At 51.0% G+C, this 22,988-nt stretch carries 21 protein-coding genes and 5 tRNA genes; 3 read left to right on the top strand and 23 right to left on the bottom strand.

Going from position 1 to position 22,988, the window contains the following annotated elements; all coding sequences use genetic code 11:
• Nucleotides 1-70 precede the first annotated feature (70 nt).
• From MTH_RS05010 to MTH_RS04925, 18 genes are all read right to left on the bottom strand, one after another.
• Nucleotides 71-2,263 (bottom strand): elongation factor EF-2, encoded by a 2,193-nt coding sequence (locus MTH_RS05010; protein WP_048060960.1) that lies wholly within the window; start codon nt 2,261-2,263, stop codon nt 71-73.
• Nucleotides 2,264-2,280: 17 nt separating this feature from the next.
• Complete coding sequence (gene rpsG, locus MTH_RS05005) at nt 2,281-2,841, bottom strand: 30S ribosomal protein S7 (RefSeq protein WP_010876682.1); 561 nt, start codon at nt 2,839-2,841, stop codon at nt 2,281-2,283.
• A 5-nt stretch (nt 2,842-2,846) separates the two neighbouring features.
• Entirely contained in the window at nt 2,847-3,272 is a 426-nt protein-coding gene (locus MTH_RS05000; RefSeq protein WP_010876681.1) for a 30S ribosomal protein S12, read from the bottom strand.
• 21 nt (nt 3,273-3,293) lie between these two features.
• Nucleotides 3,294-3,725 (bottom strand): NusA-like transcription termination signal-binding factor, encoded by a 432-nt coding sequence (locus MTH_RS04995; protein WP_010876680.1) that lies wholly within the window; start codon nt 3,723-3,725, stop codon nt 3,294-3,296.
• A 6-nt stretch (nt 3,726-3,731) separates the two neighbouring features.
• Nucleotides 3,732-4,028 carry a 50S ribosomal protein L30e gene (locus MTH_RS04990; protein ID WP_010876679.1) on the bottom strand — a complete coding sequence of 99 codons (297 nt, stop codon included), beginning with the start codon at nt 4,026-4,028 and terminating at the stop codon, nt 3,732-3,734.
• Nucleotides 4,029-4,038: 10 nt separating this feature from the next.
• Nucleotides 4,039-5,265, bottom strand: a complete 1,227-nt coding sequence (gene rpoA2, locus MTH_RS04985) for a DNA-directed RNA polymerase subunit A'' (RefSeq protein WP_394295920.1) — start codon at nt 5,263-5,265, stop codon at nt 4,039-4,041.
• A 138-nt stretch (nt 5,266-5,403) separates the two neighbouring features.
• Nucleotides 5,404-8,016 (bottom strand): DNA-directed RNA polymerase subunit A', encoded by a 2,613-nt coding sequence (rpoA1, locus tag MTH_RS04980; protein WP_010876677.1) that lies wholly within the window; start codon nt 8,014-8,016, stop codon nt 5,404-5,406.
• A 38-nt stretch (nt 8,017-8,054) separates the two neighbouring features.
• On the bottom strand, nt 8,055-9,866 hold the full coding sequence (rpoB, locus tag MTH_RS04975) for a DNA-directed RNA polymerase subunit B (RefSeq protein WP_010876676.1): 1,812 nt from the start codon (nt 9,864-9,866) through the stop codon (nt 8,055-8,057).
• A gap of 22 nt (nt 9,867-9,888) precedes the next feature.
• Nucleotides 9,889-11,430, bottom strand: coding sequence for a DNA-directed RNA polymerase subunit B'' (locus MTH_RS04970; protein WP_048060959.1), 1,542 nt, complete (start codon nt 11,428-11,430; stop codon nt 9,889-9,891).
• 58 nt (nt 11,431-11,488) lie between these two features.
• Nucleotides 11,489-11,722 (bottom strand): DNA-directed RNA polymerase subunit H, encoded by a 234-nt coding sequence (locus tag MTH_RS04965; RefSeq protein ID WP_010876674.1) that lies wholly within the window; start codon nt 11,720-11,722, stop codon nt 11,489-11,491.
• A gap of 42 nt (nt 11,723-11,764) precedes the next feature.
• A tRNA-Lys gene (locus MTH_RS04960) sits at nt 11,765-11,838 on the bottom strand.
• A gap of 8 nt (nt 11,839-11,846) precedes the next feature.
• Nucleotides 11,847-11,918: transfer RNA gene (locus tag MTH_RS04955), tRNA-Asp, on the bottom strand.
• 128 nt (nt 11,919-12,046) lie between these two features.
• Nucleotides 12,047-12,119: transfer RNA gene (locus MTH_RS04950), tRNA-Tyr, on the bottom strand.
• 54 nt (nt 12,120-12,173) lie between these two features.
• A tRNA-Pro gene (locus MTH_RS04945) sits at nt 12,174-12,248 on the bottom strand.
• A 7-nt stretch (nt 12,249-12,255) separates the two neighbouring features.
• Nucleotides 12,256-12,329, bottom strand: a tRNA-Thr gene (locus tag MTH_RS04940).
• A 40-nt stretch (nt 12,330-12,369) separates the two neighbouring features.
• Nucleotides 12,370-13,569 (bottom strand): phosphoglycerate kinase, encoded by a 1,200-nt coding sequence (locus MTH_RS04935; RefSeq protein WP_238374176.1) that lies wholly within the window; start codon nt 13,567-13,569, stop codon nt 12,370-12,372.
• Nucleotides 13,570-13,601: 32 nt separating this feature from the next.
• Nucleotides 13,602-14,291, bottom strand: a complete 690-nt coding sequence (gene tpiA / locus MTH_RS04930; RefSeq protein WP_010876672.1) for a triose-phosphate isomerase — start codon at nt 14,289-14,291, stop codon at nt 13,602-13,604.
• Between the two features lie 195 nt (nt 14,292-14,486).
• Nucleotides 14,487-15,143: a transglutaminase domain-containing protein gene (locus MTH_RS04925; protein ID WP_010876671.1), complete on the bottom strand. Its 657-nt coding sequence runs from the start codon at nt 15,141-15,143 to the stop codon at nt 14,487-14,489.
• 649 nt (nt 15,144-15,792) lie between these two features.
• On the opposite strand from MTH_RS04925, the gene twy1 reads away from it, so the two are divergent.
• From twy1 to MTH_RS04910, 3 genes are all read left to right on the top strand, one after another.
• Nucleotides 15,793-16,704 carry a 4-demethylwyosine synthase TYW1 gene (twy1, locus tag MTH_RS04920; protein ID WP_048061270.1) on the top strand — a complete coding sequence of 304 codons (912 nt, stop codon included), beginning with the start codon at nt 15,793-15,795 and terminating at the stop codon, nt 16,702-16,704.
• Nucleotides 16,705-16,778: 74 nt separating this feature from the next.
• Nucleotides 16,779-17,639, top strand: coding sequence for a DUF1002 domain-containing protein (locus MTH_RS04915; protein ID WP_048060958.1), 861 nt, complete (start codon nt 16,779-16,781; stop codon nt 17,637-17,639).
• A gap of 162 nt (nt 17,640-17,801) precedes the next feature.
• Nucleotides 17,802-18,887 carry a hypothetical protein gene (locus MTH_RS04910; RefSeq protein ID WP_010876668.1) on the top strand — a complete coding sequence of 362 codons (1,086 nt, stop codon included), beginning with the start codon at nt 17,802-17,804 and terminating at the stop codon, nt 18,885-18,887.
• A 112-nt stretch (nt 18,888-18,999) separates the two neighbouring features.
• Here the strand turns inward: MTH_RS04910 and sucC are convergent, their stop codons facing one another.
• Genes sucC through MTH_RS04885 form a run of 5 tightly spaced genes read right to left on the bottom strand, consistent with a single transcriptional unit; the run spans nt 19,000 to nt 22,853 of the window.
• A complete protein-coding gene (gene sucC, locus MTH_RS04905; RefSeq protein WP_010876667.1) occupies nt 19,000-20,097 on the bottom strand; it encodes an ADP-forming succinate--CoA ligase subunit beta in 1,098 nt (365 codons plus the stop codon).
• Nucleotides 20,094-20,654 carry a 2-oxoacid:ferredoxin oxidoreductase subunit gamma gene (locus tag MTH_RS04900; protein WP_048060957.1) on the bottom strand — a complete coding sequence of 187 codons (561 nt, stop codon included), beginning with the start codon at nt 20,652-20,654 and terminating at the stop codon, nt 20,094-20,096. The genes sucC and MTH_RS04900 overlap by 4 nt, the downstream gene beginning before the upstream one ends.
• 1 nt (nt 20,655) lies before the next feature.
• Nucleotides 20,656-21,516 carry a 2-oxoglutarate synthase subunit KorB gene (gene korB, locus MTH_RS04895; protein WP_010876665.1) on the bottom strand — a complete coding sequence of 287 codons (861 nt, stop codon included), beginning with the start codon at nt 21,514-21,516 and terminating at the stop codon, nt 20,656-20,658.
• 10 nt (nt 21,517-21,526) lie between these two features.
• A complete protein-coding gene (locus tag MTH_RS04890) occupies nt 21,527-22,657 on the bottom strand; it encodes a 2-oxoacid:acceptor oxidoreductase subunit alpha (RefSeq protein WP_191216118.1) in 1,131 nt (376 codons plus the stop codon).
• A complete protein-coding gene (locus MTH_RS04885; RefSeq protein WP_048060956.1) occupies nt 22,650-22,853 on the bottom strand; it encodes a 4Fe-4S dicluster domain-containing protein in 204 nt (67 codons plus the stop codon). The genes MTH_RS04890 and MTH_RS04885 overlap by 8 nt, the downstream gene beginning before the upstream one ends.
• Nucleotides 22,854-22,988 lie beyond the last annotated feature (135 nt).

Here is a 22,988-nt window from a genome sequence, read left to right as displayed (position 1 = left end):
CAGCAAATGGGCATGCTGTTTGTCTAAGGTAATTTCCTATATTCTTTTTAATTATATAAGTTTAATGGGGTTAACCCAGGTAGTGGTCTGCCCTGTAAGGTTCAGGACTGAGACCCTTCCTGGTCCTTACCTCCCTTGTTATGGTGTGCTGCAGTTCATTTGGAAGTCTCTCGAATCCAGCGTTCTCTGTTGACCAGAGACATCGTCCCTCGGTGGCTGACCTGATATCACCTGCGAATCCGAACATCTCTGCCACCGGTACAGTGGATTCAACGGTTACCATGTCACCCTCCTGGGTCATGTTGACGATCTGTCCGCGCCTGTTCTGTATCTCACGTGTTGCGCTTCCCATGTAATCCTGTGGCACGTTGATGAATACCTTCTGTATGGGTTCAAGGAGCACTGGCTCCGCAGACATCATGGCACCGAAGATACCCTTCCTTATGGCTGGAAGTACCTGTGCGGGACCCCTGTGGACAGCGTCCTCGTGGATCTTGGCGTCCATGAGTTTTATTTTAACCCCCATGACCTTCTCCTTGGCGACTGGACCGTTGTCCATTGCACTCTCAAATCCATCCATGAGGAGTTCCTTGATCTCATCGAGGTACTGGATACCACGGGTCATGTTGATGAATAGGTTCTTTTCATAGACATCCCAGACCCTTCTGGCCTCCTCCTTGTCCATACCTGCCTCAATGAAGTTCTTGGCCATCTCCTTGCCCTTGACACGGCCCTCCTTTATCTTACCTTCCTGTATCGCCTGCATCACTGATGCTTCAACCGGTTCAATTTCTATGTAGAAGCGGTTGTGTTTGTTGGGTGATTTACCCTCAACTGGTCCTGCGGTACCTGCAACGGTCTCCCTGTAGACGACTATTGGTTCGGATGTCTCTATCTCAACACCCTTCTCGTTGATCCTGTAGGCTATGATCTCGAGGTGGAGTTCACCCATACCTGAGATGAGGTGTTCACCGGTCTCCTCGTTTATCTCAACCCTTACGGTTGGGTCCTCCTTACCCACCTGTCTGAGCACCTCTATGAGTTTTGGGAGGTCCTTGGTGTTTTTGGCCTCAACTGCAACTGTAACCACAGGTTCGGAGATGTGTTCAAGACCCTCGAAGGCCTTTATCTTCCTGCCGGTGTCGCAGATTGTTTCACCTGCAACTGCATTCTTGGCACCGGTTATGGCCACGATGTTACCTGCCGGGACCTTGTCGGTGTTAACCCTCTCTGGTCCCATGTAGACACCGACCTGCTGGACACGTGCCTTGCTGTGGGAACCCACAAGGAAGACCTCGCTTCCCTTCTCTATTGCTCCGCCGTAGACCCTTCCGGTAGCGACTTCCCCTGCATGTTTGTCTATACTCACATCGGTCACCATAACCGCCAGGGGACCTTCAGGGTCTGTTTTGAGCATGGCCTGTCCCTCTTCACTTTCAAGGTCCCCTGACCATATTATTGGAACCCTGTAGGCCTGGGACTCGGCCGGGCTTGGGAGGTGTTCAACAACCATTCCCAGGAGGACCTGGTGCAGTGGCACCTTCTGGGCCAGTTCCTTCTGGTTGTCCTCTGTGCAGTACTTGTAGATGTCGTTGAAGTTTATGCCTGTCTCCTGCATTATCGGGACGTTTATGGCCCAGTTGTGATAGGCTGAACCGAAGGCAACACTTCCATCCTCAACACGAACCTGCCATTTATCCCTGAACTCCTCAGGGGCCATGTTCTTGATGAGTTTGTTTGCATTAGCTATGATCTTCACGAACCTCTCCTGGAGTTCACTGGCGTCCAGTTTCAGTTCGTTTATGAGCCTGTCAACCTTGTTGATGAATAGGACGGGCCTCACATTTTCCTTGAGGGCCTGCCTTAGCACGGTTTCTGTCTGGGGCATTATGCCCTCAACGGCGCATACGACAACAACTGCACCGTCCACGGCCCTCATGGCCCTTGTAACGTCCCCCCCGAAGTCAACGTGACCTGGTGTGTCGATGAGGTTTATGAGGTATTCATTTCCCTCGTAGGAGTGGACCATTGAGACGTTTGCAGCGTCAATGGTGATACCCCTTGCCTGTTCCTGTTCGTCGAAGTCAAGGAAGCGCTGATCCCCGGCCAGTTCGGCGGAGATCATCCCTGCACCAGCCAGGAGGTTGTCTGAAAGTGTTGTTTTCCCGTGGTCAATGTGGGCCACTATACCGATGTTACGGATGTACTCCGGCTGGTACATGAGCTCCTTAATCTTACTAATCATTTTTGCACGTCTGCTCACTAAAACCACCTGTAAGTTTAATGTGCGGATCTGGCTATCCTTTCTTTCTCTTCCTTCTTCTGTATCGCGAAGCTTCTTGTGTCGTACTCTGCAGCCAGCATTATCTCATTTGCAAGGCACTCCTCTATGGACTTCTTGTTCTTGAATGCTGCCTGCATGGCGCCCCTGGTTATGAATCCGAGTGAGAGGTCCACCCTCCTCTGGGGTGAGATGTCAACTGCGACCTGGTATCCTATACCACCGTACTTGATCCTTGTGGTCTCCTCCCTTGGGGATGTGTTTTCAACTGCCTTAACAAGGATCTGAACAGGGTTCTCCTTGGTCCTCCGGTTTATTATTTCAAAGGCTTCCTGCACTATCTTGTAGGCCTTGTTCTTTTTACCTGAATTCCTCTCTGTCCTCATGACCTTGTTTATGAGCCTCTCAACAATGGAGACCTTTGACTTTGCGAACTGTCTCTTGACGTGTCTTCCCATGGTGTGGGGGACGAGTATGCTGTCAAGGCATATGTACTTGGCGAGGCCCATGTCCTCAACCTTGACCTCGTCCAGTTCCCATTTATCAAAAACTAAACTCATAGGGATTACCTCACAGGTTTTTCTATTTTCCCTTTAACCATTTCCTGCAGGGATACGTTGTTGACCTTTGTCACCTTCCACCTGACACCGGGTATGTCACCCATGGACCTTCCTGAAGGTCCACCTATACCCTCAACAACAACCTCATCGTGTTCATCGATAAAACCAATGGCGCCGTCGCCAGGTGCGAAGGCGGTGATCTGTTTTCCGTTCTTTATTAGCTGGACCCTGACACATTTCCTTATGGCTGAGTTTGGCTGTTTTGCCTCTATACCAACCTTCTCGATCACTATGCCCCTGGCCTGGGGTGCTCCCTCAAGGGGGTCCGCCTTAACGTCGAGGCGCAGTGATCTCCTCTTGTAGTGTGTGTCCTTCCATTTGAACTTCTGCCTCTTGCTTTTAAGTTTCTTTGCTGCGAAAAGTCCTGGCAAATAAGATTCCTCCTGTAAAGATTATTTTATTATAATATTGCTTATGTTATGCTGTCTTCTGGCCAGAAGTCTGGCCCTCTCAATGTTCTGCCCGCCACGTCCAATGGCGATTCTCTTGTTCTTGGGGTCTGTTTCGACTGTGGCTATCTTTTCACCGTTTTCCTTCTGGAGTATCCTGATACTCCTGACCTTGGCGGGTGCCATGAGGTTCTTTATGAACTCCACGGGGTCGTTTGAGTGTTCTATTACTTCAACACCCTTATCAAGGGCCTTCTGAACCTTGGCAACCGTGCTTCCCTTTTTACCTATGGCCAGACCCATATCACCCTTCTTGACAAGGAAGGTTACCCTGCCGTTTTCATCATCCACGATGCAGTCCTTCACCATTGCACCCGTCATGCTCTCAAAGAGTGCAATGTACCTTATCTCATTTGTGGTAAATTTGATAGTCACAGCAACCTACCCCACCATTTCCAGTATTGTTGAATCACCTGGATCCTGGATTAAGAGGGCCCCCACGGTGAATGGTTTACCGCAGACAGAGCCCAGTTCAACACTGGTGCCTTCATGGGTGTACACCGGGATCTCTGATAGCTTCGCATAGTATTCTATGTCCTCCTTGAGGTCCTCTGGAATGTTGCTGGCCATCACCACCAGTTTACCCTTACCCAGTTTGAGGCTCTGAATCGTCCTCTTTGATCCAAGGATAACATTACCAGTATCTACAGCGACTCGTATTCCTCTATCTATGTCCATCTACTGCCTCCTATTTTCTTTCTTTCATCACAACACTAACGGAACCTGTACCCAGGGGTATAGGTTGCCCTATAATAATGTTCTCTATGATACCGGTGAGGTGGTCCACCTCGCCCCTGATACTTGCTCTCAGAAGGTGCTTACCGGTTTCCTCAAAAGAAGCCCTTGCAAGAACACTGGCCTTTTCACCACTGATACCGTGCCTTCCAATGGACTTGACAGAGCCATCAGCAGTCATCATATCTGCAACGAGCATTATGTGCCTTATGTCAACTGTGAGCCCCTGTTCCTCCATGGTCCTCTTTGCTTCGTGTATTATTGCGTTTCTGGCAGCCTCTATGCCCAGAACTGTCTCTATCTCATGTATATCGTTGGTCGTGGTCCGGACCTTATCCACACCCTCTTCTTTAAGAACAGCTCCAAGGTTTGAACCCTCAGTATGGATTACCCATTCATCATCCTCTTTACGGATAACCACCTTTCCTATGTTTTTAACCCCGCTTATCTGGAGTTTCCTCACCTTATCTGCGAGTAACCTGAGCTCCCTTATGGTGGGCTTCGGGGGTTCAAATCTCAGTATGTTGTTATCTATTTCTACTTTCTTAAAAGTTTTTTCCACCTTGGCCAGTATCTCATCATATTCAAGGTGCTTCTCCTGGATCTTCTCCTCATCCAGTTCAGCAACAACTGACATGTCAGCGTACTGGATGCTGAAATTTTTAAGCACATCGTTCAGAGTGCTCTTACCTATCTTGTTGGCCTTCCTTCGCACGAATTCCTCATCGTACCTGAGGTCCCCCTCGAAGTAGATGCTCATGGTTGGCGTGGATATCTTCTTCCGGGCGTCAACGATCTCTATGAGCCTTGGAAGACCCAGTGTAACGTTGAGCTCTGCCACACCTGCATAGTGGAAGGTACGCATTGTCATCTGGGTACCTGGTTCACCCACTGACTGGGCTGCCACCGTCCCAACGGCCTCACCGGCCTCAACCCGGGCCCGGTCATAGGCTCTCCTGACCCTTCTTATGAGCTCATCCAGTTCATCGTCACTGAGTTCATGCTTCTTCATGACCTCAGCTATGTCCTCAATGAGTTTCGGGGGGAACCTGGCCCTCTTCCGTTTGACAAGCTCCTGAACCTTGAGTATCCGCTGGTAGTCATCCTCCACCGCATCCAGGAGTTCATCGTCATCAAGGCCCTGGTTTCTTTCGGCTATTCTGCTGAAGAGCCTCACCATCTCCTGGAGTTCAGGCTCCTTCAGCTTCTCCTCATCGGCAATCCGGGCCACATATTCCACCACGGGATCCGGGAGAAGGATCCCGTTCTTTGAGGAGTAATCCTCTATCTTCCCTATAATGTCCTGCACAGAATCACCTTACCCCTTTGACTTGAGCCTTATCTCCTCTACGAGTTTATCAAGGTCCACTATCTTTCCGTAGTCACTCTTGGCCGGATCAACGCCGTCTTCACCGAAGCGGTTCTGTATTATCACGCCCCTGTTATCAACGACCCTGCCGTTCTCATCGACTGTGAGGTCCTGGAGGGCGTTTACGAGACGCCTCTGCATGTAACCGCTCTGGGCTGTACGGATGGCTGTATCAACGAGACCCTCTCTTCCCCCCATGGCGTGGAAGAAGAATTCTATTGGGTCAAGGCCCTCCTTGTAACTTGAGTGTACGAATCCACGGGATTTTGCCCCGAGTTCTCCCTTCTTGAAGTGTGGGAGTGTCCTGTTATCATATCCTCTGCTGATACGGCCACCCCTGACGGACTGCTGCCCCACACAGGCTGTTATCTGGGTGAGGTTGAGCATTGAACCCCTTGCACCGGTCAGTGCCATTATGACGGCATGGTTTTCGTCCATGTCGAAGTAGCTCTCTGCGATTTCCCCTGACTTGTCCCTTGCTTCACCGAGGACCTGCATTATCTTCATCTCCAGGGTCTCCTCGAGGCTCCTTCCGGGTAGCGGTTCGAGTTCACCGTTCTCGTAGGCCTCAATGAGCTGGTCCACCCGTGCCTCTGCGTTCCGCAGGTGGGCCTCTATTCGCTCACGTGCCTCCTCAGGGATCTCCTCATCGTTGGTACTTGTGGTGAAACCCGCGTGCATTATACCTGCGATGGCGAGTTTGGTTGCTGAGTCAAGGAATTCCCTTGCGGCGTCGGTGCCGTACTCCTTGACGATATGGTCGAGGATCTTACCTGCGAAGGCACCGTAGGCCTTCTCGTCGATGACCCCTGAGATCAGCTGACCGTTTTCTATCACAACGTAGGCGTCGTTTTCACATTCCATTTCAAGGCATTCCTCGCATTTTCTGCAGACCTCGGCCCGGTAGACCATGTTGAGGTCGTCGGGGAGAACCATGCTGAAGATCTCCTTACCGGTCCAGTCACGTCCTCTACTGTCTGGAAGTGGCAGTCCTGCCTTTTTGAGGATCTGGAAGACCTTCTCCTCACTGAAGACCGCACTCTTCCTTGTGAGGAGGTAGGCGCCTGAGATATGGTCATGTATACCACCTATTATGGGCCCACCGAATCTGGGTGATAGTATGTGTTCCTGGACACGCATGAGGGTCTTGGCCTCTGCCCGGGATTCCTCGGTCTGGAACACGTGCATGTTCATCTCGTCACCGTCAAAGTCGGCGTTGTAGGGTGGGCAGACACACAGGTTGAGGCGGAAGGTCTTGTAGGGCAGTACACGGACCTGGTGGGCCATCATGGACATCCTGTGGAGGGATGGCTGACGGTTGAAGAGTACGATGTCACCATCCTTGAGGTGTCTCTCAACTATGTATCCCGGTTTGAGGTTCTCAAGGACGACCTCCTTGGTCTCGTTGTAGATCCTTATCTTGCGTCCGTCGGGTCTTATGACGTAGTTGGCTCCAGGGTGGACGTCTGGCCCGTTTTCTATGTACTCCCTCATACGGTCTATGTTCCATTCTGTGACGTAGACCGGTACCGTGACCTCCCTGGCTATGATTTCAGGGACACCGACCTCGTTTATGCTGATGTTGGGGTCAGGGGAGATGACGGTACGGGCAGAGAAGTTAACCCTCTTACCTGAAAGGTTGCTCCTGAACCTTCCCTCCTTACCCTTGAGCCTCTGGGCCAGGGTCTTGAGGGGTCTTCCTGATCGGTGCCTTGCAGGTGGGACACCTGAGGCCTCGTTATCGAAGTAGGTGGTCACATGGTACTGGAGCAGTTCCCAGAGGTCCTCCACGATCAGCTGGGGAGCCCCTGCCTCCATGTTCTCCTTGAGGCGCTGGTTTATTCTGAGTATATCGACCAGTTTGTGGGTCAGGTCGTCCTCTGACCTTTCACCGGTTTCGAGGGTGATTGAGGGTCTCACCGTGACCGGGGGGACAGGGAGGACTGTCAGAACCATCCATTCTGGCCTTGCAACCTCGGGGTTGACACCGAGGATGAGGGCGTCGTCATCGCTTATCCTCTCAAGACGCTCCCTCACTTCACTGGGTGTGAGCTTGTAATCTCCCTCAACGATTGAGACGGGCTTGTCGAGTTTGATCTCCTCCTGTTCCTCCTCACAGTGGGGGCACTTATCGCGGCGCGCCTCTGCGTATATCTCCTTTATTATTGGTGTGAGGCTTTCCTCCTTCTCCATGGCGTCCAGGATCCTCTGACGGTATTCCTCGATTTCAGTCTCGGTGAGAAGGACCCTCCCACATTTTCTGCAGGTTGAGCGCAGGATCTTGTGTATGGTGTCTGCGAATCCCACGTGTATGACCGGCCTTGCAAGGTTTATGCTTCCGAAGTGGCCCGGGCACTCCCCTCCCTTGGCGCCGCAGGTCCTGCAGCGGAGGCTGGGGTCTATCACACCGAGCCTGGGATCCATGAGTCCGTTCTCTATGGGGTACCCGTCCTCGTCGTAGGTGTCCGGGGTGACGATCTGGGTGACGGACATCTTCCTGATATCCTCGGGGGACATGAGGCCAAAGTTTATCTGGGAAATTTTCTTTAAAATTCCTCTCAAGGTATTCTCTCCTTTTTGTTATTCCCTTAAATCCATTATCATGCCTTATCTTCCAGTATGAGTTTCGGGAAGATACAGAGACTCTTGAGTTCGTCGAGGAGTAATTTGAAGGCGTATGATACTTCCACAGGGAATGATTCTGAGTCCTCACATATAGGACAGTATTTCTTGTCCCTTATCTTGTCATAGACTGCTATCATACCACAGTCTGCACATACGAGTGCCTCATACTTGTCTGATTCATCAAGGAGCCTTTCCTTAAGGGCGAGGGCTGCTCCATGTGCGATAAGGCAGTCTCTTTCCATTTCACCGAATCTGAGACCTCCTTCCCTGGCCCTCCCCTCTGTCGGCTGTCTTGTGAGGACCTGGACCGGACCCCTGGATCTTGCATACACCTTGTCTGTTGTCATGTGGTGCAGTTTCTGGTAGTAGGCCACTCCAATGAATATCTCTGCCTCTATCCTCTCACCGGTTATGCCGTTGTAGAGTGATTCAACACCTGCAGTTTCAAATCCGTTGGCCCTGAGGGCCTCCTTTATGTCATCCTCGTCCTCTCCTGTGAAGGGTGTTCCATCAACCCGGCGGCCCTCCATGCATGCAGCCTTACCTGCGAGCATCTCGAGGACCTGTCCCACAGACATCCTTGATGGTATGGCGTGGGGGTTGACTATGAGGTCGGGCACTATTCCGTCCTCGGTGAAGGGCATGTCCTCCTGGGATACTATGAGGCCGACAACCCCCTTCTGACCGTGTCTTGAGGCGAATTTATCACCTAGCTCGGGCTGCCTCTGTTCTCTGACCCTGATCTTGGCGAGTCTGCTGCCCTCGACGGTTTCTGTAAGGAGAACGGCGTCCACTATACCCTTTTCACCATGCCGCACGGTTACTGATGTTTCCCTTCTTCGCTCTGCCACGGTCCCGAATTCATCTATCTCTTCAAGGAAACGTGGTGGTGATGTTTTACCTATCAGGACGTCACCGGATGAGACCTCTGCCTCAGGGTTTATTATACCGTCCTCATCGAGGTGCCTGTAGTCGCTCTCTGACCTGTAGCCCCTGACACCCTTCTCTGGTATCTCGAAGCGGTCCTCCTGACCACCGGGGTATCTCCTCTCGGCGGCCTCATAGGATCTGAAGAATGATGATCTTGCAAGGCCCCTCTCAAGGGATGCCTTGTTGAGTATGAGGGCGTCCTCCATGTTGTAGCCCTCATAGGACATTACCGCAACAACGAAGTTCTGACCTGATGGTCTTTCATCGTAGCCTGTCACATCTATTATCCTTGTCTTGACTATGGGGACCTGGGGGTGGTGGAGGAGATGTGCACGTGTATCTGTCCTCAAGTCATAGTTTGATGCGTATAGACCCAGGGCCTGCTTGGTCATCCCCGCCTCCATGGTGTTCCTCGGTGATGAGTTGTGGTTTGCAAAGGGGATGATACCTGCGCAGATACCGAGCATCGTGGAGGGATCTATTTCGAGGTGGGTGTGTTCGTCATTGATTTCATCAGGGCTCATGGCTATGTAGGCGTTTTCCTCCTCCTCTGCGTCCAAGTACTCTATTATTCCAGCGGCTATGAGGTCGTCCCATGACATTTCCCCTGTTTCAAGCTTTTCAAGGTGTTCTTCTGTGAGGAGAGGTTCTCCGTCCTCAACTATGATCAGGGGCCTCCTGGCCCTTCCAGGGTCTGTGAATATGTAAATCTCATGGTTTTCAGGGTAATGGGTTATGTTCATTTCAGGGGAGACTTCTCCGGATCTCCTCTTTTTCCGCATCTCCTCAACAAATTCTTCAGGGTTTTCACAGGTTCCTATAAGCTTCCCGTTAATGTAAATTTTGGTTTTACTCACTTAACAGCCTCCCGGTGGAAAATTAGTTCACAACCCCCATTTTAATGACCTCCTCAACCTCACTGGCATCTGAGCCCTCGGATATCTTTGCCAGCAGGGCGAGGTTCTTAACAAGACCACAGTTTGGACCCTCAGGGGTTTCGTTTGGACAGATCTTACCGAACTGTGTGGGGTGAAGGTCCCTTGCCTCGAAGTGGGGCTGGCTTCTGCTGAGGGGTGAAACGACTCTCCTCATGTGGGAGAGTGTACCCATGTAACTTGTCCGGTCCAGCAGCTGGCTCACACCTGCCCTTCCACCAACCCAGTTACCGGTTGCAATGGCGTGCTTGAGGTTCTCTGTCAGCACGTCGGATCTCACAGCCTGTTTTACGGATGGTTCCTTACCCCTGGCAAGGCTCCTCTCGAGCTGGTAGCTCATATCCCTGCTCAGGCTTGTGAAGGCCACCCTGAGGAGGTCCTCCATGAGGTCGCCTGAAACCCTGAGCCTCTTGTTTGTGTAGTGGTCCTTGTCGTGTGGCCTGCGCTCCCCTGATATGACCTGAAGGAGCATCTCGGTCATCTCGGCAAGGTATGTTGCCTTTTCCAGCCTCTTTTCGGGTTCTGTTCCTATGTGGGGCAGGAGGTAACGGTCTATAACGTCTTCAGCCCTTTTTATACGGTAGTCCTCGGTCATCCCCTTGGCGACGCGGTTACCGATGTACTTTATGGCGCTCCTTATGAGGTATTCTCTCCGGTCCTCTTCATCGAGTTCCTTCATCTCCTTTTTATTGAGGTTGAGCCTGTCGAGGGAGACCTGTATATCGTCTGCAGCTATCATCTGGTAGTTGAAGTCGTCTGATATGCTGGTGATGATTTCCTGGTCAGTTGCAAGTCCAAGGGCCCTGAGGAGTATGACGAGCGGGATTTCCCCTGGAACGTAGGGGAAGGATATTCTCAGGAAAACACCGGTCTTCCTTGGCTTACGGTACTCCAGGGATATTCTGGCCCTGAATCCACTCCTTATGGATGTTACTATTGCCCTTGCTCTGTTCTCGTCCTCTTCACCGATTCTTTCAAGGATTATCTTGTTGGGAGCTATCTCCTCCATCGTGACGATGGACCTCTCTGATCCATTAACAATGAAGTAGCCTCCAGGGTCCGCGGGGTCCTCTCCCTTCTCCATCAGTTCCTTCCTGCTGAGGCCATGGAGGTGGCATATCTCCGATTTCAGCATCACCGGCAGCTCACCGATGTATACCTTTTCGAATTCCGTTTCAGGTCCCCCCTCCTTGAGGAGTCTCATCTCCAGGCTCATGTGGGCTGAGTAGGTGAGGTTTCTTAGCCGGGCCTCTGTGGGATATATCTTGCTCTTTGAGCCGTCAGCCTCCTTGATGAAGGGCTTCTCTATGCTCACCTTTCCTGTTTCGACCCGGTATTTTCCCTGTTCCAGTTCAATGGGTTCGCTTGTATCTATTATTTCCTGTATGCGGTTACTTACGAAGTCGTTGTATGAATGGATGTGGTGGTCCACCAGATCGTATTTATCAAAAAACGCGTCTACCAATCCCCATGCACTTTTTTTCATGGACTTCCTCCAAAACAAATTAGATGATGAAATGATCCTGCAGTGTTGATCTTAAAAACTAGTCCTGAACAAGCCTGTAGGTTACGAATTCCTCTGCAGTCGGACTTTTACGGATTATTTTCACTATATCCCCCCTTTTAGCACCTATGGCCTTGGCCACAGGGTCTGTTGTTTTTATTTTTGGAAGCTGTTCTGGATGCGCATCGAGTTCTTTCAGCACCCTCTTTGCTTCAGATTCATTCAAAATCACGTGTTCCGGAACCAGCTGGTGTTTCAAGATCTCCCTCTTCACAATTCAGTCCTCCAGATAAAAAGTCACCGTAAAATTAGATAGCGGGCCCGACGGGAATTGAACCCGCGACCACTTGGTTAAAAGCCAAGCGCTCTGCCAGACTGAGCTACGGGCCCTCAGGAAACGCCCTGGCCGGGAATTGAACCCGAGTCGCGGGCTCGACAGGCCCGCATGATAGCCCCTACACCACCAGGGCAAGTCTCTAGAATGAGAGCATTCCATTGTTCTCTAGTTACCTGCTTATATACTTTTCCATTCCTATATGACATGCATGCTATGAGTTACATTTTTCTAGTATTTAAAGCTTTCACACCATTGGTGGAGTCCCGCCTGCCGGACTTGAACCAGCAACCCTCGGATCTACAGTCCGATGCTCTGCCAATTGAGCTAAGGCGGGTTGATATACATCATTGGACATCATTGGACATGATGCATATTTAAGCTTTGTGGATGGGACCACCCGGATTTGAACCGGGGTCTCAGGCTCCCAAAGCCCAAAGGATCGACCAAGCTACCCTATGGTCCCTTTTTGAAGCCCCGGACGGGAATTGAACCCGCGACCACGAGATTACAAGTCTCGCGCTCCACCAGACTGAGCTACCGAGGCATTTCCAATGTTAGTAACTACTCATTTATATAGTTTGTGGTTATGGGTGCCTGGATTCCTCAAGCACCCTGACTGCGGGAAGCTCCTCACCTGCAAGGAGGCTTATGCTGGCACCGCCTCCACTGCTGATATGGTTTATGCTGTCCTCAAAGCCCATCTTCACTGCTGCAGCAGCAAGGTGACCCCCGCCGATTATTGAGAAACCTTCTGAAGAGGATATTGCATTCAGTATGTCCTCGGTTCCTATGCTGAAATCAGGGTTCTCAAATACGCCTGCCGGTCCATTGGCAAAGAGGGTCCTTGCCTCACGTATCCTCCTGGCGTAGAGCTTTATGGTTTCCATTCCGATATCCTGTATCGGATGGTTGGGTATCTTTTTCACAGGAACATCAACCCTCTTGCCGTCCCTGCATACTGCAACATCAACGGGTACAACTATCCTTTCAGGGAAGCGCTTCTTCAGTTTCTTCGCCACCTTGATGAAGTCACAGTATCCCCTGCTCTTGATGAAGTCCATGTTCACCTTACCGATCTTAACCCCGCATCCCGCCAGGAATATGTTGGCAACAAGGCCCGTTGTCAGTACAAGGTCTGCGCTACCGTTTTCAAGGACGTTCTTCATGACCATGATGGAGTCATCAACCTTCACCCCGCCGAGAACATAGACACAGGGCCTTTCAACATTCTCAAGGGCACCCTGAAGTGTTCGAAGTTCCCTCTCCATCACACGACCCGCAGCTGACGGTACCCTCAGGGCGAAGCCAACAAGGGAGGGCTGGGACCTGTGGGCTGCCGCGAAGGCGTCGTTGATGAAGTAGTCCAGGAGGGGCGCCAGCTTCCTAACAAGGTGTGTCTCCGCCTGTTCCTCAGGGTCTCGCTTGAGCACCTCCTCGGAGTAGAAGCGGACGTTCTCAAGGAGGATTATCTCACCATCACCCAGTCCTGAGATGTTCTCCCTTGCAGCGGATCCGAATATATCCTCAACGTACTTAACGGGCCTCCTGAGTATCCCGGAGAGCGCCCTGGCATGCTGCTCCAGTGTTGTGAAGTCATTCTTCCCGGGTCTGCTCTGGTGGGCCATCACAACTGTCCTGGCACCCCTATCTGAGAGTTCCCTTATGGTCTCTGCATGGAGCCTCATCCTTGTATCATCGAGTATTGTCCCATCATTGGGGTCCACAGGCGAATTTATGTCCACGCGGACAAGGACTGTCTTTCCTGTGACTTCAATGTCATCCATGGTTTTAAATTTAAAGGACACCGGGATCACCATCAAACCTTACTTACAAGATCCAGAAGGGCGTCCCGTGGGCTGTCAGCCAGGATGATGCCTGATGCAAGAAGAACACCCTCGGCCCCCAGGTCAACAGCAGCCTTCATGTCGTCTCCTGTGGATATTCCGGCGCCACAGAGCACACTGACCTCAGGGTTCACCTTCTTCACAGCATCAACACTTCCCGTTATAACCTCAGGTTCGGCCCTTGACACAGGTATTCCGGATCCTATGAGTTCAGGGGGTTCAACCGCCACGAAGTCCGGTCCCAGGGCGGCGGCAGCAGCAGTGGTCATGACGTTGTTCGTGCATACCACGGACATCATCTCAAGTTCCTTCATCCTTGATATCACCCATTCGATGTCTGCAAGTTGCATCCGCTTTTCTGAATGGTTTATGAGGGTTCCTGCTGCACCTGCGTCCCTGGCGCACTCTGCAAGGATGCTCCCTGTGTGTCCACCAGCATCAACGGCGTCAATGTGCTGTGCCAGCACCGGTATTTCTACAGCATCACTCACCCGGTGGAGGTCCATGTGCTGCGGTGCCACAGCCATGTTAACACCGGTCTCATCTGCGACATCCCCGCATATTGATGCAAGTTCGAGGGCTCTCTCACCTGTTGATTCGAGGTATGTTTTAAAATTCAGTATGACAATGGGTGTGTCCTTCAACTCCAAATCCTCCAGCATGATTAATGGGATATCTCATAGTATGGTTGAGGTGTATTATAAAATATGCTGTGACATCCGTGCGGGAGTTGTTGAAGGGGTTCATGAATGAATTTGCCTGTAATATCCAGCGCATCCCCACATAGTGAAGGTGTTAAATGCAGAAAGCTGTTGGATGATGTTAAACCAGTGAAAAATTAAATTGTAAACATTATACTACATGTTGTAGGTCTTCACAACGCGTGTTGCGCGACCGCAGGTTGCAGTATAATGTTTACTACCGTAACGCTTGGTTACCAGTGACGGTTCAAAGCTCGTCCACCTGCCCTCAGAATACACGTGAAGCCATCGGTGTCTTGATGATGATGAGGTGGCACCCTGCACGACCTTCACCTTGTAGCCGTTTGCTGCAAGTTTCCGGGCAGACCAGTCAGAGAGTCCCCAGCAGTCCCCATAGCCTGTCTTCTCAACGCCTTCAGCTGTGTGTGGCCCGCCTGATCTGTGATTAAGGTTCCTGTTAATGTAGGATGCAAGCTTCTCAAGCCCCTCATCGCCCTGGAGATTGTTAAGCTCATCAGAGCTTATAGCCCTGGTGTATGCTTTTCTTGAGGTTGTACTGTAGGTAGCACGGCTCCTGTATTTCTTCTTTGTCTTTGTCTTATAGGCAGCCTTTGTCCGGTACGTGTACTTCTTTTTTGTCTTTGTCCGGTAGGTTTTCTTTACCGTACCCTTGGAAGCATGGACCTTGCTGTATCTCTTGTACTTCTTGTACTTGGATGCTGCATCAACCTTTGGGAGGGATGTGGACTTTGCTGTTATCTTATCGCCACTGGAATCTTGAAATTCCAGCTGTCCTATGGGTATGGTACTCACTGCTACTGCGAGTGCAAGTAGAGCGAGGTAACGCGAGTGTCTCTTAATCTTACCGCCTCCACTGATGGCAGGATCTACCCGCCGACCTTACCATGAACCTTAATCACATCACCACTATATATAAACCTTTGTTTCCGGAATAAGACAAAAAGGCTTATATAATGCTTTTTTCAGCATTCAGAGGATTCTAATCATGAATTGATAATGGCGCCCCAATACTCTGTTAAAAGGTTTTATTTTTTCCAAAGAATGAATATGGGGCCCTAAAAAAATCTGAAAGCCTTTTAAATTAAATCAGCACCTCACGCACACCTAAGCACATTTTAATGAATTCAATTCCATCAGGGGCTTTTAAGAGAGCTTATATGGCAAAACCAGAGATTATAAAGCCATTTAAACACAGACCTTTTAATACTAAGCTTATATTTATTATTAACCCACATTCCTGTCTGTCTGGTGTGGCTGATGTAAGGGGGGCTAACAGGAGGTCATCTAATCGCAGCGGTTCCTGTGTCTGGCATATATATTTGAATAAGAAACATTTCATAGCATCATTCCATCAGAGAACCTGCTGGCATATATTTAAATGGAGCTGCAGAAATCATATCAAGGGCAGAACATCTGAAAAAATGTTAGAGATGGGTTGGCCATGTACCTGGAAGAATCTCAGAGAAAAATGGAGAGGATGGGATACCGCTTCGTGGGAGAGCACGGACATTCAGCGGTTAAAACCTGCCTCTGGACAAAGAAGAGCATAGTCAATGAGGGAGTATGCTACAAGGAAAAATTCTATGGAATCAGGAGCCACAGATGCCTCCAGATGTCTCCAAGTGTGCCATTTTGCCAGCAGAAATGCCTCTTCTGCTGGAGGGACCTCTCATCAACAGGGACAGCATGGGAGGGCCCCCATGATGAACCCGCAGATATAATTGATGGGGCCATAGAGGCACAGAGGAAACTGCTATGTGGATACCTCGGCAATGAAAGGGCAGATAAAATCAAGGTGATGGAGTCACAGGACCCGACAAATGCTGCCATATCACTTGCAGGGGAACCAATGCTCTACCCTGACATGGATGGTCTCCTGAGGGAATTTCACAGGAGAAACTTCACAACATTCCTTGTAACCAATGGCCTGGCACCCATGAACCTTGAAAAACTTTCAGAGGAACCCACACAGCTCTACATATCCCTGGACGCCCCTGACAGGGACACCTATAAGGAACTCTGCAGGCCACAGATACCAGGGGCCTGGGATCTCCTCAACAGCTCACTTGAACTCATGCCATCCTTCAGCTGCAGGAAGGTCCTCAGGATCACCGCAGTAAGGCATATTAACATGAAGGATCCTGAGGGGTTCGCCAGGATGATCGAGAGGGCCAGACCCGACTTTGTTGAGGTAAAGGCCTACATGTACATAGGCTACTCAAGAAGACGCCTTGATATAGAGAACATGCCCCTCTTCTATGAGGTCCATGAATTTGCAGAAGAACTTGCGGCTGCATCCGGGATGGAGATCGTGGATGAATCACGGGAGAGCAGGGTTGTTCTTCTGGCTTAGGGCGCCGGATTCTGGATGACCAGACACCACCCTTAAATAATTCATCCACGATAATTATTAAACAGGTGGTAATTATGAGGCAAATTCTTCCATTAATTCTAATTGCATTCCTTGTGGCCGCCCCTGTATTTGCAGTTTCAGGGTTCTCTGTGACACTTGGGGAGGCCACCAGCAGCAATCCATCATACAAAAGCGCTGTGATGGACTACTTCAAAGCAAAGACAGATAAGGACCTTCAGAGTGCTGATATTAAGATTGTAACAGCATCAGAGGTCAACGAGGTTTCACGGGGCGTCACAGGCCGTGTGTACTCACCATCGCAGATACTGTCCTGTGCAATGGTGGACCTTTCCTACAGTGACGGGATCAAGGTCTCGGTTGATACCAGCAAGATAAGGGTTGTAACACCTGAGATGTATGCAAGCGCCCTCAGGTCCTCAGGGATAGATCGTGGCTACGTAGTAGTGACTTCACCGGTACCTGCGTCAGGGGAGGCTGCACTTGCAGGGGTCCTGAAATCATATGAGATCGCCGTCGGAGAGCAGATACCCGAGGAGGCCAAGAGGGTATCTGTTGAGGAGATATACCTCCAGAGCAGGCTTGTTAACGAAACAAACGCCACAGGGGATAGGGTGGCTGAACTCTTCGATGAGGTCAAAAACAGGACCCAGAGTCAGAACCTCCAGGACCCCGCTGACATACAGCGGGTCGTGGTTGATGTATCACAGCAGATGAACATCAACCTCACAGAGACCCAGGTCCAGCAGGTTGCCGATTCGGTTGCAGCATCCCAGAGGGTCCAGGGAAGCCTCACAGAATTTAAACAGAGGCTGGAGGGTGTTAGCCAGCAGGTTGGAGGATCAGGTATACTGGACCAGATATATGCGTTCCTCCAGAGCATCTACAACTACATCATGGGGATTGCATCCCCATAGATTATTTTTAGAGTGCCGGAGTTCCAGGGGATTCTAGTGGTGGCATACCTTCCAGCCTGGAGTGGTTCATGGGGTCCCCTTATTCAGGGGCATCCTTTTCGGTGACCGGTCTTCACATCAGACCATAATATATATTGAGGATTATTACAATATCTCCTAATCATGTTGATAGCTCAGAATAACCTTCAGTTCATCCTGGAAGTTGCAGTGATAATCCATGTTGGCATAATTCTGCTCTTCAATGTGGTGGCGGCACCCCTCAGTCTTGTGATGTTCCTGGGGACCGTGCTGACAGTCGCACTTGCACTTATATTCTCACTGGATGCAGCTTTTCTTCTGCTACCCTTCCTATCACACCATGAATTCACCCACCCCTTCGGACCCTTCGCGGTTTTATTCTGGGTTACAATGGTTGCATCCTCAAACCTCCTCACCGAGGCAGGTATAGGATCAGCATCCGTTAAGAAACTTTCACTTCTACTCTTCTTTGTAATAGCCATCTCCGGGGGGCTGATGCACAGGTCATTCCTGGTGCTCTGGCTCCTGGGATGGGCCTTCGGTTATCTCCTCATGTCAAAGAGTTTCAGGAGGAGCACAAAGATAACCAAAAAATCGGTCCTATCATTCATCCTCGCCGGTGCTGGAGCTTTCGCCCTCATGGAGTTCCTCTCGAAGGTCCTCAATAAGAGCGTTCTGAGTCCAATGCTGAGGATCACAAGGCTTGAGGAGAACACGGTTCCAAGCCTTTCACTGGTCCTTAAAAATACGACCTTCTGGGGACATGTGCAGGGTTCCTGTTACTGGAAATCAGCCTGCCTGGGGGGCGCCGATGGATATATCACCCTCCCCATCACCATGATCCAGAACCTGGGGCTTCCATACCACATATTCTACGGGGTTCTGGTGGTTAAGAAGGACTACATCGACTACATGCTACCCGGGATCTTTGCGGTGGCCTTTGACGCGGGCTTCTTTGGGCTGCTCTTCCTCCTCTTCTGGGTTATGATAGTCACCTTCTGTGGGCTCAGTGTTCTCAGGAGGTATCAGGAGCAGAGACTCAACGGTAGCAGGATGTACCTTGGCCGGGAGGCCCTCCTTATAGGGTCCCTTGCAGCATTCCTGTCACAGAGCCTGATGGGCCTCTTCATATTCAACAGGTCATTTAACTCATCAGCCCTTCTCACATACATAATAATATCCGCCCTGGTGATGGCCCACACCGTCACCATCAAGAGGACAATCTCCTGATACTGGTGTGCATTAACCCGACGTTTCAGGGTTTGTTATAAGGAAACAGAAAAAGGGAAGCTGGCTGGAGGTTTTTTCTATTTCCAGAAAAAAGAGAAGGGGAGCTGGAGGTTTAGAGGTTTTTTGCTATCTCAACGGCCTTCTCAGCAGCCCTCTCAAGGGACGTCTCAAAGGGGATTCCTGCCTCCCGCAGGATCCTCTGACCCTCCTCCTCATTGGTTCCGGTAAGGCGTATCACAAGGGGCACGTCTCTTCTGGCATCCCTCAGGGCGTTCACAACACCCCTGGCAACATCATCGGCCCTGGTTATACCGCCAAGGACGTTGAGGAATACAACCCGGACTGAGGGATGGGATATGACGAGGTCAAGGGCCCTCCTTATGACGTCCTCTGAGGCACCGCCACCGATGTCGAGGAATGTGGCGGGTTCCCCGTTCAGTTTTATGAGGTCCATTGCGGTGAGGGTTAACCCGGCACCGTTACCTATAACCGCAATATCTCCGTCGAGCTTCACAAAGGCAAACTCCTCGGGTTCATACTCCTCCATTTCCATAAATTCCCTGTGGCGGTAAATGGAGTCGTCATCCACCTCAAGCTTTGCGTCTGCTGCGATGACACTGTCCCCTGAGATGACCAGGGGGTTTATCTCTGCAAGCCTGGCATCGTACTTCCTGAAGAGCTGATATAACTTCCAGATCACTCCACCGACAGAGGGTATCAGTTCACTTTCAAGACCCATCTTCCTTGCAATCTCCCTGGCCTCATAGGGAAGAAACTCATCGAGGGGGTTGATGTGGTAGCGCACGATCTTTTCGGGGGATCTGGCTGCCAGTTCCTCTATATCAACCCCTCCCTCGGCACTGGCCATTATGAGGGGCATCTTCGCTGTCCGGTCAATGACAGCACTCACGTAGAGCTCCCGGTCTATGGGTATCTTCTCCTCTATGAGGACCTTCTCAACGGTTTCACCACGGACCTCTGAGGAAAGGAGGTCCCCGGTAACTTCAGCGACACCTGAGGGGGATGCGAACCTTATACCACCGGCCTTTCCCCTTCCACCTGTAAGGACCTGGGATTTAACTGCAACATCACACCCCAGTTCCGCAGCTATCCTTTCAGCTTCTTCAGGGGTCTCTGCAACACCTCCACGGGGGGTGCTTATACCCTCAGCCCGGAATATCTCCTTGGCGCTGTACTCATAGAACTTCATCTGCTTCCCTCCATTATAAGTTCGCGACCGGCCTGGAATGCCATGAGGTTCTTCTCCTCTGTACCTGGGGGTACGCTGTCCTTTATGGCCTCCTCAGCGGCCCTGACACTCACAATCCCTGTTGCCTCGGTGAGGGCCCCGATCATGACCATGTTGGCCACTATGGTTATGCCAACCCTTTCCTCGGCTGTTCTTGTTGCGGGGGCCCTGAAATATTTAACCTCCCGCGCCCTGATGAAATCCTCTATTTCAGCCTCAACAACCATATCAGGGTCAACTATGAGGGCCCCTCCCCTTTTGAGGTCGTCCATGTATGTCAGGAGGGCCTGATGGGACATTGCAACGAGTATATCCGGGCTCTGAACCTTGGGGTAGTCTATCTCATGGTCACTTATCACGACCTCCGCCCTTGAAGCCCCTCCCCGGGCCTCAGGGCCATAGGACTGGGTCTGAACAGCGTATAGACCATCATAGAGACTTGCAGCCTTACCAAGGACTATGCCTGCAAGTATAACTCCCTGTCCACCGAATCCAGCTATTCTGATTTCCTTTCTCACTTCAATCATCCCGGTAAGCTGATCTGATCATATCAAGGGCCCTGCCTGACTTCTCATCAACCATACTGCAGATCTTTTCGCAGAGTTCAGGCTGTGGCCTGTTTGCAAATTCTCCAACTATGATTTTACCCTCAACTTCATCTGGTTCCATCTTAAGGGCCTTCCTCCTGTTAAGGCTGTTCTCCTTCATGAACCTCATCATCTCCACCGGGGAGCGCATCCTGTTTTTCCTCCCGAAGTAGGTGGGGCACTGGGATATGGCCTCTATGAATGAGAAACCCCTGTTCTTCAGCCCCTTCTTTATGGAGTTTGCAAGCTGGAGGGGATGTGCGGTGGTCCATCGGGCCACATAACTTGCCCCGGCAGCGGTTACAAGCTCTGCAAGGTCAAATGGATCCTCAAGAGCTCCATATGGTGCGGTACTCCCATAGCTACCCTCCGGGAAAGTTGGGCTTATCTGACCGCCTGTCATCCCATATATGCTGTTGTTGATACAGATCACCGTCATGTCGATGTTCCGCCTGGCACCATGGATGAGGTGATTACCTCCTATGGCTGCGGCGTCACCATCCCCTGTGAATACAACCACGTCAAGTGAGGGGTTCCCTAGCTTGAGACCGGTTGCAAAGGATATGGGCCTTCCATGGGTTGTGTGGAGTGAGTCACAGTTAACGTAACCTGGAATCCTTGAGGAGCAGCCTATACCTGAAACCATTGCAATGTTATCAAAGTCAATGCCGGCCATCTCCATGCCCTTGAAGAAACTGTTGAGGACTATTCCATTACCACATCCTGCACAGAATATGTGTGGAAGCCTCTCCCTTCTGAGATACCTGAGGTAAGGGTTTTCTCTTTTTTCCATCTAAACACTCCTATCTGTTCATCTTCAAGATCATGTTGAGGATCTCCTCTGGCCTGTGGATCTCCCCACCAATCTTCGGGAGGAGTTCAACCTCAGCCATTCCAGCGGCAACACGCTGGACCTCATAGAACATCTGGCCGAGGTTCATTTCAACCACAAGCAGCTTCCCGGACCTCTCTGCGGCAGCCCTCACTTCGGTTTCAGGGAAGGGCCACGGTGTGTTGATCTTCAGGTACCCTGCCCTGACACCATCCTCCCGGGCCATCTTGACGGCCGTCGCAACTGAACGTGAGGGGGCTCCGTAGGAGATAACAGTTATATAGGCATCCTCTGTCAGTTCCTCCTGGACATCGCTTATCCTGTCCCTGTGCCTGAGTATCTTGTCACAGAGCCTCTTAACCAGCCTGTGGTGTCCCTCGGGGTTTGATGCGTCAGGGTAACCCCCCTCATCGTGTGTCAGTCCAGTTACGGGTATCCTGTAGCCATCACCAAAGGCCGGCATCTCAGGGACACCATCCTCAGGGGCACTGAAGGGAAGGAACTCCTCCGGGGGAACTGAGGGACCTCTCCTTTTTCTGATCTTCACACGGTCGGGGATGGTTATCTTCTCCCTCATGTGGCCCACTATTTCATCGCCCATGACCATCACCGGGACCCTGTATTCCTCTGCAAGGTTGAAGGCGCGGACCGTGAAATCGAAGCACTCCTGCACCGATGATGGGGAGAGTGCTATGATCTCGTAGTCCCCGTGGGAGCCCCACCTGGCCTGCATCATATCGCTCTGGGAGGCCATTGTGGGCTGTCCTGTGGAGGGGGAACCCCTCTGTACATTCACGATTACTAGGGGTGTTTCTGTCATGGCGGCGTATCCCACGTGCTCCTGCATGAGGGAAAAACCGGGTCCTGATGTGGCGGTCATCCCCCTGACACCACTCCAGACAGCACCTATAACAGCCCCCAGGGCCCCTATCTCATCCTCCATCTGCACAAAAACACCACCCTCCCGGGGGAGGAGGAGGGCCATTTCCTCTGCTATCTCGGTTGATGGTGTGATGGGGTAACCCGCGAAGAACCTGCACCCTGCCTTGATGGCTCCGCGTGCGCAGGCATCGTTTCCCTGGATAAAATACTCCTCAGTCATCTTCATACACCACTATCGCCTGATCTGGACACAGGAGCATGCAGAGCTTGCATCCCGTGCATTTTTCCAGATTTTCCGGGACTGGCTCATGCACACCCTTCCTGTTGAGTTCCTCTGATCTAACATAGGCCCCTTCGGGGCAGAACTCTCTGCATATGTCACATCCCTTACAGAGATCTGAATCTATCTTTATCATGGTCATCTTCCATCGTGGTTCTTATCTTAGCTTTGCCTTCAGAATTTAAATAATTAATCAAGAATAATATTATTCAGAACTCAGATTATAATAAATTATCAGGGTGTTCCCTTCACCAGAGGTTTTCAGCAAAAT

This window comes from Methanothermobacter thermautotrophicus str. Delta H, assembly GCF_000008645.1.
Classification (GTDB): domain Archaea; phylum Methanobacteriota; class Methanobacteria; order Methanobacteriales; family Methanothermobacteraceae; genus Methanothermobacter; species Methanothermobacter thermautotrophicus.
The sequence above is the reverse complement of the archived record's forward strand: the minus strand, read 5'-3'. Positions and strand labels throughout refer to the sequence as shown.